The following is an 11,702-nucleotide window of genomic DNA, read 5'->3' as shown; positions in this document are numbered from 1 at the left end:
GGTGCCTCGCCGGCGGCGAGGCACCACGCCCCCTTTTCGGACCGCTCCAGGAAGCCAAGAAGTGAAACCCCTCACACTCATCAGGTCCAGCAGCGCGCTGCGGGTCGCGCCGGTCGCCCTGCTTCTCGTGTTCGCCTACTACGCCACCGATCTCGGTGACGACCTCCGTATCGATCCGCTGGGCTACTCCGCCACCGTGGTCGACGCGGTGCTGCGCAACCTGCTGCCCGTGGCCTTCGCGGTCGCCTCGGGCCTCGCCGCCTGGGAGGCGCGGAAGCTGGGTGCCTCAGGAATCTGGAGGCTGGGGGCGGTGCGATCCCGCTACACCATCGCCGCCCAGCACCTGTCGCCCGTGGTCGCCCTGGCCTGGTCGCTCCTCATCCTCCCCACGCTGTGCGCCCTCGTCCAAGAGCAGGTCGCGCCCGACCTGCCCGGCCTCACGCTGCTGGCCTTCGCACTGGTGCTCTGCGTCGCCCACGGCATCGTCGGATTCGCCGTCGGAGCCACCGTTCGGCACATCGCCGTAGTGCCGATCATCGCGGTCACCGACTTCCTGGCCGTCGGCTGGTCCACGGGACTGGAGACACCGTGGCCCCGGCACCTCACCGGCCTCTTCGCCGGAAAGATGATGTTCGGTGAACTGCCCACCGCCGCCGCCCTCGCGGCTCCCCTCCTGCTCGCCGTCGGCTCCGCCGTCGCCATGGCTCTGCTCTGGGCACCTGTCTCCCGCCGGCTGCGCGGAGCCGTCGCGGGAGCACTCGTCGTCGCCTGCGCGTTCGGATCGTTCTCCTTGGTCAGCGACTGGAGCTACATAGGCCCACGGAGCACCGGGCACGGAGCGATCGCCTGTGCCGGACAGTCCCCCCGCATCTGCCTGCCCGAGGCGCGCGCCGAGCACATCTCCGCTCTCACCGAGGAAACGGAGGCGACGCTGGAATCCCTGCGTCGAGCCGGTCTCCCCGCCGAGCCCACCTCCATCAAGGACACCTCTCTCAACCTCCGGTATCCCGAGCCGTCCACGAAGGACGACTGGACCGTCCCACTCGGGGTCGGCGAGGCGACGGGCACCGTCCGCTACCAGGTCGCCCGCGAAGTGGTGCGTTTCGAATGCGCTCCTCCGGCCACCGGCCCCGCCCGCCTCGTGTACTACTGGGTGTCCTCCAAAGTCGGGCAGACGGACACCTACTTGAGACGGCTCAGTTCCGAACCCGATTTCACCCCTCAGGAACGCAGCCGTATCCAGGACGGGGTGGCGAAGGTCCTGCGGTTGAGCGAGGCCCAGCAAATGGACTGGTACGAGGAGACGGTGGCGGAGGCGTGCCAGGAAGCCGGGACGACAACGTGATGTGGTGGCTGCGTGCCCGCCGCGCCCACACCCGGCTGCCCCTGGGTTTCCTGATGTTCGCGCTTCTGGCGGCGACGGTTCAGGACACCCCCCTCTTCTTGCCCTCCATCTGGTCCAGCGGCTCCGAGCTCGTGCAGGCCGCCACACTCGTCCCGCTCGTGCTGACCTCGGTCCTCTTCGACTGTCTGCACACCCGGCTGGACGCCGCCGAGACCACCGGAATCCGACCCGTCAGGCTCTTCGACGTCCTGCTCGCGCTCGGCGTGGTGGCACTCGCAAGTGCCGCGGGTGAAGTGATCGCCATGATCACCGGGGCCGCGTCGGCCGAGACACTGGGCCGCAACACGGCCTTCCTCGCCGGCCTCACCCTGCTGTGCGGAGCTCTCTTCGGGAGATCCGCGATCCTCGTTCCCGCACTGTGGCCGCTGCTCGGTGTGCTCTTCGGCATGAGAGCGCCCGGCGACGCCTACCCGTGGACCGTACTTCTCGAACCGCCTGACACCTGGTACGCCTCCACGGGAGCCCTCTTGATGCTCACCGTCGGCGTCGGTGCCCACCTCCTTCCACCGAACCGCTTCGCACGGAGAGCCGCATGACGCTTGTTCTCGATTCCTGCACCTTCGCCTACGGCCGACGGCGGGCTGCCGTGCTGAAGGACTTCACCTACCGGCTTCCGGACGGACTGACCATCCTGCTCGGACCGAACGGGGCCGGAAAGTCCACGATGCTGCAGCTGGCCGCTGCCGTCACCACGCCCCAGCGGGGAACCGTGACGTGGGACGGACTCGACGCGAAGAGCAAGGACTACCGGCGGACGGTGGCCTGGATGCCGCAGAACATCACACCCCTGCCCTCGCTCACGGCACGCGAGTACGTCGCTTATGTCGGCTGGCTGAAGGGGATGAGCAAGGGCGATGCCTGGGCCAACGCTCCGCGAGCGCTGGCCCGCGTCGAGATGACGGAGCACGCCGACACCCGCACCGGTCGGCTCTCCGGCGGCCAGCTGAGGCGCGTGGGTGTCGCCTGCGCGCTGGTCCACGACGCACGGGTGCTCCTCCTGGACGAACCGACGGCCGGCATGGACCCACGTCAGCGACGGATTTTCCGCGATCTCCTCGCCTCGGTCAAGGGCGAGGTTCGCATCCTGCTGTCCACGCACGACGTGACCGACCTCGCCGAAGAGGCCGATCACGTGTCCGTCCTGGTGGGCGGACGTCTCGTGCAGAGCGGTTCGACCAGTGAGTTCCTCGCCCACACTCCGCCGGGTACGGCGCAGGGCCGGGCTGCCGAAGGGGCTTACACGACCCTGCTCGAGTCGGCCTGACCCGCTCGGTCTCCGACGCGGGCCGAGATCATCTCGGCCCGCGTCGGTCGTTCCGCGCCCGGCTCGACCGGATCAGACCCCCAGGTCCTTGATGATCTTGGCGACATGGCCCGTGGCCTTGACGTTGTACAGGGCGCGTTCGACCTTGCCCTCCTCGTCCACCACGATGGTGGAGCGGATGACGCCGACGACCGTCTTGCCGTACAGCTTCTTCTCGCCGAAGGCGCCGTACGACTCCAGGACCTGCTTGTCCGGGTCGGCCAGCAGCGTGACCTTGAGGGACTCCTTCTCGCGGAACTTGGCCAGCTTCTCCGGCTTGTCGGGGGAGATGCCGATCACGTCGTAGCCCGCGCCCGCCAGCAGCTCCAGGTTGTCCGTGAAGTCGCAGGCCTGCTTGGTGCAGCCTGGAGTGAGGGCGGCCGGGTAGAAGTACACGATGACCTTGCGGCCCTTGTGGTCCGACAGGGACACCTCGGTGCCGTCGGCGTCGGGCAGGGTGAAGGCGGGGGCCACGTCCCCCGGCTGGAGTCGCTCGCTCATCGGACCAGCCTAACCGGGGGTCGGGACAGTGCTGTGGGCCGTGGAGCTGACAGACTGTCCAGCACAGGCTTCATACCGACTTCGGAGGCGACACGGTGGCGGACACGGCGGACACCAGAACCCCGGCGCAGATCGAGGCGGACATCAGGCGCCGCCGCGAGACCCTGGCCGAGACCCTCGACGAGATCGGGGTGCGGGTGCACCCGAAGACGATCGTCGGGGACGCCAAGGCCAAGGTCGCGTCCAACATTGATCACACCCTCGGGCGGGCCTACGTGGAGGTCAACCGGGCCGTCACCGATGTGCGGGCCCGGTTCGTCGACGAGGACGGGGCGCCCCGGCTGGAGCGGGTCGTGCCCGTCGCCCTCGTGGTCGTCGGAGTGGTCGGGCTGCTCGCCTTCAGCACGCGGCGGCGCAAGGGCTGACCCGACTGCGTACGTTCGCCGGGAAGACAGGTAGGTTTCAGGGCGTGAGCGCCAAGAGAAACGAGAACAGCACCCACCCGGACAAGCTGCCCATCCGGATGCTGCACGACCGCGTCCTCGTGCGGCAGGACACCAGCGAGGGCGAGCGGCGTTCTGGTGGCGGCATCCTGATCCCCGCTACGGCCGCGGTCGGCCGGCGGCTGGCTTGGGCCGAGGTCGTCGCGGTGGGGCAGAACGTCCGGACCGTGGAGCCGGGCGACCGGGTCCTGTTCGATCCGGAGGACCGTGCCGAGGTCGAGGTGCGCGGTGTCGGGTACGTGCTGATGCGCGAGCGTGATCTGCACGCCGTGGCCGCGGACCGGTTCGAGGGCTCGGAGGACTCGACGGGCCTGTACCTGTAGTTCCGGTACTTGTAGTTCCGGTACCTGTAGTTCCAGCAAGCAGCGGAAGGGGCCGGTGACCATCGTCACCGGCCCCTTCGTCGTTGCCTTTGCTAGCTTGGAAGGACCCGACGAGACGCGCCGTACCGGGACGAAGGCAAAGACGACGCACCTACACCGTCAGCCCGTTTCCCGGAGGTGCCGTCATGGCCTGGGTTCTGCTCGTCGTCGCCGGTCTGCTCGAGGTCGGGTGGTCGATCGGTATGAAGTACACCGACGGCTTCACGCGCCCGCTCCCCAGTGTGCTCACCGGCGCCGGCATCGTCGCCAGCATGCTGCTGCTGTCCCAGGCCGCCAAGACCCTGCCCATCGGTACCGCCTACGGGGTGTGGGTGGGGATCGGTGCGGCCGGGGCGGCGGTGGTCGGTATGGCGGTGCTGGGGGAGCCGGCCACCGCCGCCCGGATCTTCTTCGTGTGCCTGCTGCTGGTCGCCGTGGTGGGGCTGAAGGCGACCAGCGGTCACTGAGCGGGTCGCCGGGTCACTCGCGGCGTGCGCCCTGCGGTGCGAAGCCCCAGCCGGGGCCGGTCGGGCCGCCCGTGGCGCCGCCGTCGGAGGCGTCGCCGCCCTCCGTCGTGCCGCCGTCGGCCGTGCCGCCCTCGGTGGTGGTGCCGCCGTCCGTCGTGCCGCCGTCCGCGGTGCCGCCGCCGCTCGGGGACTCGCCTCCGGTGCTGCCGTCGGTGGTGCCGCCGTCGGTCTGGCCCTGGGTCTGCCCGGCGGGTGTGCTGGGCGTCTGGGCGGGTGTCTCGGTGTCGGTCTCCTGGCCGGTGGGCGTGCCGCCCTCGTCGGGCGTGCCCGTGGCGGGGTCGGCCGGGGGCTGGGTGTCCGGGGCCTCGGAGACGTCGGAACCCGGCTGGAGTTCCAGGTCGAAGTCGGTGACCGGCTTGCCCTTCAGGGCGTCCTGCGTGAACTGGGTCCAGATCTCCGTGGGCGCCCCGCCACCGTTGATGCGCGGCAGGCCCATCGCGCCGTACAGCGACTTGTGGGCGGCGGTGACCGGGTCCTGGCCCATGACGGAGACGACGGTGGCGAGTTCGGGGGTGTAGCCGGCGAACCAGGCCGCGGTGTCCTCCTCGGCGGTGCCGGTCTTGCCGGCGACGGGGCGGCCGAGGGCCTGTGCGGAGGAGGCCGTGCCGTTCTGGACGACGCTCTGCAGCATCGCGGTGGTGGTGTCGGCGGCCTCGCGGCTCACGGCCTGCCGGGTGCGTCGCTCGGGCAGTTCGATCGGCGTGCCGGCCTTGGTGACCTTCTCGACCATCGTGTACGTGCCGTGTTTGCCGTGGTTGGCGAGGGTGGCGTACGCCTGCGCCATGTCGAGGACGCTGGCGGTGGCGGTGCCGAGCGCGATGGCGGGGCCGTCGGCGAGGTCGGGGGTGGCCTCGGGGATGCCGAGGTCGATCGCGGTCTGCTTGACCTTCTGCGGGCCGACGTCGGCGGCCATCTGCGCGTACACCGAGTTGACGGAGCTGTCGGTGGCCTCGGTGACGGTGATGTCGCCGTAGGAGTGCTGGTCCTCGTTCTCGGGGGCGTAGGGGTCGCCGTCCCAGCCCTGGACCGTGCGCTCGTTGGTGCCGTCGTAGATCGTGTTCGGGGTGATCTGGCGGCCGTCCTGGGTCTGTGAGCCGTTCTCGACGGCCGCGGTGAACACGAACGGCTTGAAGGTGGAGCCGACCTGGAAGTCCCGGCGGGTGGCGTTCGGGGTGTACTGCTTGACGTAGTCGACGCCGTTGTACATCGCGACGACCTTGCCGGTCTTGGGGTCGACGGAGGCGCCGCCTGCGCGGACGTAGGTGTCGACCTTGTTGTTCTTCTTGTCCAGCTCGTCCATCAGCTTGTCGTCGACGGCCTTCACGAAGGCGTCCTGCCTGGGCTTCTGCAGGGTGGTGGTGATGCGGTAGCCGCCGGCGTCGAGCTTGTCCTCGTCGATGATCTTGTTCTGGGTGAGGTAGTCCTTGACGGTGCGGACGATGTAGCCGCGCTGTCCGGACATGCCGGTGGAGAGGGTGGACTCCTTCGGCACGGGGAACTTCATGCCGGCCCGCTCGGACTGGCTGAGCCAGCCCTTCTTGACCATGCCGTCGAGGACGTAGTTCCAGCGGGACTCGGCGGCCTTGCGGTTCTCCGGGTGGGCGACGACGTCGTACTGGCTGGGGGCGTTGACGAGCGCGGAGAGGTAGGCGGCGCGGGCGGGGTCGAGATCCTTGGCGTCCATGCCGTAGTAGGCCTGGGCGGCGGCCTGGATGCCGTAGGCGTTGCGGCCGAAGTAGCTGGTGTTGAGGTAGCCCTCGAGGATGTGGTCCTTGCTCACCTCGCGGTCCAGCTTGATCGCGATGAAGAACTCCTTGGCCTTGCGCGTGACGGTCTGCTCCTGGCGCAGGTAGTAGTTCTTCACGTACTGCTGCGTGATCGTGGAGCCGGACTGCTTGCCCTTGCCGAGGGCGGTGTTCCAGGCGGCGCGGAGCATGGCCTTGGGGTCGACGGCGGACTCGGTGTAGAAGTCGCGGTCCTCGGCGGCGAGGATGGCGTGCTGGGCGTCCTTGGAGATCTGCGCGAGGGTGACGTTCTCCCGGTTGACCTCGCCGTCGCGGGCGATCACGGAGCCGTCCGCGTACAGGTAGACGTTGGCCTGCTTGGTGGCGAGCGCGTTGGCCGGGGGGATCTGGACGAGTGAGTAGCCGAGGAAGAGGCCGCCGGCCAGGAGCAGGACGGTGACGATGGCGGCGCCGAGCGTCATGCGCCAGGTGGGGATCACCCGGCGCCAGCCGGTCCGCTTGCGTTTCCCGGCCGGGGAGGCCGCCTGCGGCCCGCCCTGGTCGCTGACGGTCGGCAGCTGCGCCGTGCCCGGGTCGCTGTCCGCCGGTGCCGGTGACGGTGCCGATGCCTGTGCCGCGCCCGGTGCGCCGGCTGCCGGTGTCCGTGCCGTGCCCTTGACCGCCCGCATCCGTACGGTGCCGGGGTCGGTGTCCGCCTGCCCCTGCCCCTGCGCCTGTTCCCGGTCCGGGCTGCCGGCGCCCTGCGGCCGTGCGGTGCCCTTGACCGCCCGCATCTGCACCGTGCCCGGGTCGGTGTCTGCCTGCGACTGCGACTGCGACTGCGACTGCGACTTCGGCTGAGCCTGAGACTCCGGCTGCTTCCTGGCCTTGCCCGGGTCGCTGACGGCCCGCATCTGTACCGTGCCCGGGTCGGTGTCGGCCTGGCCGCCCCGGTCCGGTGGCGTGCCCGGGTCGTCGCTCGCCTTGGCCCGTGGCGTGCCCGGGTTGCCGTCCGTCTGCGGCTCTCTCGGTGCGCGGCCCGGTTTCGGCTGCTGCGGCTGAGGCTCGTCACTCATGTCGTGCACGGACTCCTGTTTCGCGTCGTACGTCGTTCCGTACGTCTCTGCTCGCTCTTGTGCCCCTGTGATGAAGACTGTCCCATCCGGCGATCAGTTCCCTGACCGAGGGCCGTGTCCTGAGCCGTGCGACGAGGCGGGCAGCGTGCGGGCGGGGCGACGGGCGAGTGCAGGGTGAACTGCGTTATCCTGCACGTCTGTTCGAATTGCGATCTTGCCACCGCGAGATTCGCCCGAAGGGGGACCCGCCGAAGATGCGACTGCTCGTACGCTCCGCCCTGGCCGGCACCGCCGCCACTCTGCTCGCCCTGACCACGGGCGCCTCGGCCCACGCGGACGGAACGGATCGTACCGTCTGGGCCGGTGCCGACTGGAACGTCACGCCCAAGGAGGAGTACGGCGGCAAGGCCCACATTCAGACCTACGGCGAGGTCTTCACCATCACCGACCTCGCCAAGGACGGCCACTCGACCATCGGGATCATCTCGATCGGCGGCGAGGGCAACACCTACTACTACTGGAACCGTGACGGCGTGGACACCACCCGCACGCTCAACCTGGACATCAAGGAGGGCACGCCGGTCAACATCAAGGCGTGCATCGGTGACTGGAGCGGCTCTCCCACCGCCGGGATCATGTGGGACAAGTGCAGCAGCTGGGCGCAGACCGACGCGTGATCGAACTCCTCGTTGGGGCGCTCCGGGCACGGCCCGGGCGCCCCAACGGCGTCCGTGCCCCACGGCGCGTGTCCGGAACGGGAAAATCCCTGGCACGCGTGATCCTCGTCGCACTAGGCTCCTGCGCTTCGGTGCCGGGCGGCGAGGAGGGCTGTGGATGTGGGCTCGGGACGGTTGTACGCGGCCGTAGCGGCGGGCGGTTTCCGGCGGTACGCGACGTATCGGGCGGCCACGGTGGCCGGGGTGTTCACCAACACGGTCTTCGGCGTCATCCTCGTCTACACGTATCTGGCGCTGTGGGACGAGAAACCGCATCTCGGGGGGTACGACCAGGCGCAGGCCGTGACCTACGTGTGGCTGGGGCAGTGCCTCTACGCGACCCTCGCCATCCAGGGCGGCGGTGCCGAGAAGGACCTGATGCAGCGCATCCGCACGGGTGAGATCGCGGTCGACCTGTACCGGCCGGCCGATCTGCAACTCTGGTGGCTGGCGGGCGACGTGGGGCGTGCGCTGTTCCAGATGCTGGGGCGGGGCGTGGTCCCGTTCGTGTTCGGCGCGCTCTTCTTCCCCATGGCGTTGCCGACGTCACTCGCCCCCTGGGCGGCCTTCGTCGTCACGCTCCTGCTGGCGACGGTCGTCAGTTTCGCCCTCCGCTACCTGGCGGCCCTGAGCGTGTTCTGGCTGTTGGACAGCATGGGCGTCAACCAGGTCCTGATGGTCACGGGGATCTTCTTCTCGGGCATGGTGCTGCCGCTGAACGCCTTCCCGGGGGTCTTCGGGGAGGTGGTGCGGGTGCTGCCGTGGGCGGCGCAGATCCAGATGCCCGCGGATGTGCTGATGGGGGAGACGGACCCGCTGCGGGCGTTCGTCTTCCAGGCGGCCTGGGCGGTGGCGCTGCTGGCGGCGGGACGGCTGCTGCAGTCGGCCGCGACGCGTCGGGTGGTGGTGCAGGGTGGCTGAGCGCAGTGTCCTGCTGGAGGGGCTGCGGGCCTACCGGCTGATCGCCGGGATGTGGGTGCGGTCCAGCATGACCTACCGCGCCTCCTTCGTCGTCACGGTGTTCGGCAACCTGACGGTGACCGGCCTGGACTTCGTGGGAATCCTGCTGATGTTCTCGCAGGTCGACTCGCTCGGCGGCTGGTCGCTGCCCGAAGTCGCCTTCCTGTACGGGCTGTCGGTGACGTCGTTCGGGATCGCCGACCTGGTGCTCGGCTCGATGGACGTCCTGGGCTCACGGATGCGGGACGGCTCGTTCGACACGCTGCTGGTGCGCCCGGTGCCGGTGCTCGCCCAGGTCGGCGCCGACCGCTTCGCGCTGCGCCGCCTGGGCCGGATCACGCAGGGCGCGGTGGTGCTGGGCTGGGCGCTGGTCTCGGTGGACGTCGACTGGACCGTGCCGAAGGTGCTGCTGGTGCCGGTGATGGTGGTCAGCGGCGCGGCGATCTTCTCGGCGGTGTTCGTGGCGGGTGCGGCCTTCCAGATCTTCGCGCAGGACGCCGCCGAGGTGCAGAACGCGTTCACGTACGGCGGGACCACGCTGCTGCAGTATCCGCCGGCCGTGTTCGGGAAGGACCTGGTGCGTGGCGTGACCTTCATGGTGCCGCTCGCCTTCGTCAACTGGGTGCCCGCCGCCCACGTGCTGGGGCGGCCGTACCCGATCGGTCTGCCGCCCTGGGCGGCGTTCGCGTCGCCGCTCGTGGCGGTGGCCTGCTGCGCCCTGGCCGGGGCGGCGTGGCGGGTGGCTCTTCGTTCCTACCGGAGTACAGGGAGTTGACCGGGATGACCAGGGTTACCGGGGAAGCCGGGATGACCGGGGAGGCCGGGATGGACGGCGGATTCATCGAACTGGACGGCGTGGAGAAGGTCTTCGACGTCCGTAAGAAGACCGGCTTCATGAAGCGGGAGCGGCGGCAGGTGCGGGCCGTCGACTCGATCTCCTTCCGCGTGGAGCGCGGCGAGATGGTCGGCTACATCGGCCCGAACGGCGCCGGCAAGTCGACCACGATCAAGATGCTGACCGGCATTCTCACGCCGAGCGCGGGCCGGCTGCGGGTCGCCGGCATCGACCCCTCCCGCGAACGGACCCGCCTCGCGCACCGCATCGGCGTGGTGTTCGGGCAGCGCACGACCCTGTGGTGGGACCTGCCCCTGATCGACTCCTACCGGCTGATGCACCGCATGTACCGCATCCCGGACGCCCGTTACCGCGAGAACCTCGACCGCCTCGTCGAACTCCTCGAGCTGAGCGACCTGCTGGACGTCCCGGTACGGCAACTCAGCCTCGGCCAGCGGATGCGCGGGGACATCGTGGCGGCGCTGCTGCACGACCCGGAGGTGCTGTACCTCGACGAGCCGACCATCGGCCTCGACGTCGTCTCCAAGTCGAGGGTGCGGGAGTTCCTGCGGGAGCTGAACGCCGAGCGCGGTACGACGGTGCTGCTGACCACCCACGACCTTCAGGACATCGAGCAGTTGTGCAAGCGGGTGATGGTCATCGACCACGGCCGCCTGATGTACGACGGCCCGCTCACGGGGCTGCACGAGGCGGGCGACAGCGAGCGGACCCTCGTGGTCGACCTGGAGCGGGAACTGCCGCCCATCGACGCACCGGCGCCGGCACGGGTGGTCCGGGTGGACGGGCCCCGCCAGTGGCTGGCGTTCCCGTCGTCGGAGTCGGCGGCGCCGCTGGTGGCGCGGATCGCGGCGGAGTACCCGCTGGTGGACCTGTCGGTGCGGGAGCCGGACATCGAGGCGGTGATCGCGAAGATGTACGCGGAGCGTGCGACCGCATAGTGCCCCGCACCGGTAACTCGTAGGCTGCTGTCCATGACCGACGACGCAGTCCCGGATCTCCGCGCCTCCGACGCCGATCGCGAACGGGTCGCCGAGATCCTGCGGGACGCCCTCGCGGAGGGCCGTCTCGACATGGCGGAGTTCGAGGAGCGGCTGGACGCGACGTACCAGGCACGGACGTACGGGGAACTGGCGCCGATCACCCGGGACCTGCCGGCCGCGGGCGTCACGGCGCCCTCCGTGTCACTGACCAAGGACCCGGCCACGACGGGCGCCGGGGGAGCGGGCTGGCCCGCGCGGATCGTCGGCGGGGAGGGCTCCTCGACCTGGGCCGTCGCCGTGATGTCCGGGTTCCAGCGCAAGGGCCGCTGGACGATGCCCCGGAAGTTCACCTGCTTCGCCTTCTGGGGCGGCGGGGAGATCGATCTGCGCGAGGCGAACTTCGCGGACCGCGAGGTCGAGATCAACGCGATCGCGATCATGGGCGGCGTGGACGTCATCGTCCCGCCCGGTGTGGAGGTCGTCGTACGCGGCATCGGCATCATGGGCGGCTTCGACCACCAGGAGGAGGGCGTACCCGGCGACCCGGGCGCCCCACGCGTCGTCATCACCGGCTTCGCCTTCTGGGGCGGAGTCGGAGTCCAGCGCAAACTGACCCGCGCGGAGAAGCTCCGGCTCAAGGAGGAGCGCCGCCGGAAGAAGCTGGACTGAGACCGGTGCCGGCCTAGCCGCGGGCAGTCGTGCCGCTGGGGCGATGGGGGTCCCCCCTGCTCGAGCGAAGCCGAGAGCTTGGGGGAGGGTGGGCGCGGCGGCACTCCGCAGCGCCGGGCT

At 70.0% G+C, this 11,702-nt stretch carries 12 protein-coding genes, 1 pseudogene and 1 riboswitch; of the genes and pseudogenes, 11 read left to right on the top strand and 2 right to left on the bottom strand.

The window, feature by feature from the left end; all coding sequences use genetic code 11:
• The first annotated feature begins 61 nt into the window (after nucleotides 1-61).
• Genes ABZ016_RS04460 through ABZ016_RS04450 form a run of 3 tightly spaced genes read left to right on the top strand, consistent with a single transcriptional unit; the run spans nucleotide 62 to nucleotide 2,669 of the window.
• Nucleotides 62-1,345 (top strand): hypothetical protein, encoded by a 1,284-nt coding sequence (locus ABZ016_RS04460; protein WP_356915021.1) that lies wholly within the window; start codon nucleotides 62-64, stop codon nucleotides 1,343-1,345.
• Entirely contained in the window at nucleotides 1,318-1,941 is a 624-nt protein-coding gene (locus ABZ016_RS04455; protein WP_356915019.1) for a hypothetical protein, read from the top strand. The genes ABZ016_RS04460 and ABZ016_RS04455 overlap by 28 nt, the downstream gene beginning before the upstream one ends.
• Nucleotides 1,938-2,669 (top strand): ATP-binding cassette domain-containing protein, encoded by a 732-nt coding sequence (locus ABZ016_RS04450; protein ID WP_356915018.1) that lies wholly within the window; start codon nucleotides 1,938-1,940, stop codon nucleotides 2,667-2,669. The genes ABZ016_RS04455 and ABZ016_RS04450 overlap by 4 nt, the downstream gene beginning before the upstream one ends.
• 72 nt (nucleotides 2,670-2,741) lie before the next feature.
• Here ABZ016_RS04450 and bcp read toward each other — a convergent pair whose 3' ends face one another.
• Nucleotides 2,742-3,209, bottom strand: a complete 468-nt coding sequence (gene bcp / locus ABZ016_RS04445; protein ID WP_104779697.1) for a thioredoxin-dependent thiol peroxidase — start codon at nucleotides 3,207-3,209, stop codon at nucleotides 2,742-2,744.
• Nucleotides 3,210-3,304: 95 nt separating this feature from the next.
• On the opposite strand from bcp, the gene ABZ016_RS04440 reads away from it, so the two are divergent.
• The 3 genes from ABZ016_RS04440 to ABZ016_RS04430 all read left to right on the top strand — a co-directional run bounded on the left by ABZ016_RS04440 (nucleotide 3,305) and on the right by ABZ016_RS04430 (nucleotide 4,541).
• Nucleotides 3,305-3,634 (top strand): DUF3618 domain-containing protein, encoded by a 330-nt coding sequence (locus ABZ016_RS04440; protein ID WP_003990538.1) that lies wholly within the window; start codon nucleotides 3,305-3,307, stop codon nucleotides 3,632-3,634.
• 44 nt (nucleotides 3,635-3,678) lie between these two features.
• A complete protein-coding gene (locus tag ABZ016_RS04435) occupies nucleotides 3,679-4,035 on the top strand; it encodes a co-chaperone GroES (protein ID WP_356915017.1) in 357 nt (118 codons plus the stop codon).
• Between the two features lie 81 nt (nucleotides 4,036-4,116).
• A riboswitch (guanidine-III (ykkC-III) riboswitch) is annotated at nucleotides 4,117-4,187 on the top strand.
• A gap of 33 nt (nucleotides 4,188-4,220) precedes the next feature.
• On the top strand, nucleotides 4,221-4,541 hold the full coding sequence (locus ABZ016_RS04430) for a multidrug efflux SMR transporter (RefSeq protein WP_356915016.1): 321 nt from the start codon (nucleotides 4,221-4,223) through the stop codon (nucleotides 4,539-4,541).
• A gap of 13 nt (nucleotides 4,542-4,554) precedes the next feature.
• On the opposite strand, the gene ABZ016_RS04425 is transcribed toward ABZ016_RS04430, so the two are convergent.
• Nucleotides 4,555-6,807, bottom strand: coding sequence for a transglycosylase domain-containing protein (locus ABZ016_RS04425; protein WP_356915057.1), 2,253 nt, complete (start codon nucleotides 6,805-6,807; stop codon nucleotides 4,555-4,557).
• Between the two features lie 848 nt (nucleotides 6,808-7,655).
• On the opposite strand from ABZ016_RS04425, the gene ABZ016_RS04420 reads away from it, so the two are divergent.
• The 5 genes and pseudogenes from ABZ016_RS04420 to ABZ016_RS04400 all read left to right on the top strand — a co-directional run.
• A complete protein-coding gene (locus tag ABZ016_RS04420; protein WP_356915015.1) occupies nucleotides 7,656-8,078 on the top strand; it encodes a hypothetical protein in 423 nt (140 codons plus the stop codon).
• 159 nt (nucleotides 8,079-8,237) lie between these two features.
• The gene (locus ABZ016_RS04415) at nucleotides 8,238-9,038 is read left to right on the top strand and encodes an ABC-2 family transporter protein (RefSeq protein ID WP_356915056.1); all 801 of its coding nucleotides are present in this window, start codon (nucleotides 8,238-8,240) and stop codon (nucleotides 9,036-9,038) included.
• Entirely contained in the window at nucleotides 9,031-9,852 is an 822-nt protein-coding gene (locus ABZ016_RS04410) for an ABC transporter permease (RefSeq protein ID WP_356915014.1), read from the top strand. The genes ABZ016_RS04415 and ABZ016_RS04410 overlap by 8 nt, the downstream gene beginning before the upstream one ends.
• A 5-nt stretch (nucleotides 9,853-9,857) precedes the next feature.
• Entirely contained in the window at nucleotides 9,858-10,871 is a 1,014-nt protein-coding gene (locus tag ABZ016_RS04405) for an ATP-binding cassette domain-containing protein (protein WP_356915013.1), read from the top strand.
• A gap of 33 nt (nucleotides 10,872-10,904) precedes the next feature.
• Nucleotides 10,905-11,579, top strand: a pseudogene (locus ABZ016_RS04400) (DUF1707 domain-containing protein); the annotation flags it as partial.
• Between the last annotated feature and the right edge of the window lie 123 nt (nucleotides 11,580-11,702).

This window comes from Streptomyces sp. NPDC006372 (genome assembly GCF_040612515.1).
In the GTDB taxonomy this organism is placed as follows: domain Bacteria; phylum Actinomycetota; class Actinomycetes; order Streptomycetales; family Streptomycetaceae; genus Streptomyces.
This window is presented reverse-complemented; position numbering and strand designations above follow the sequence as displayed.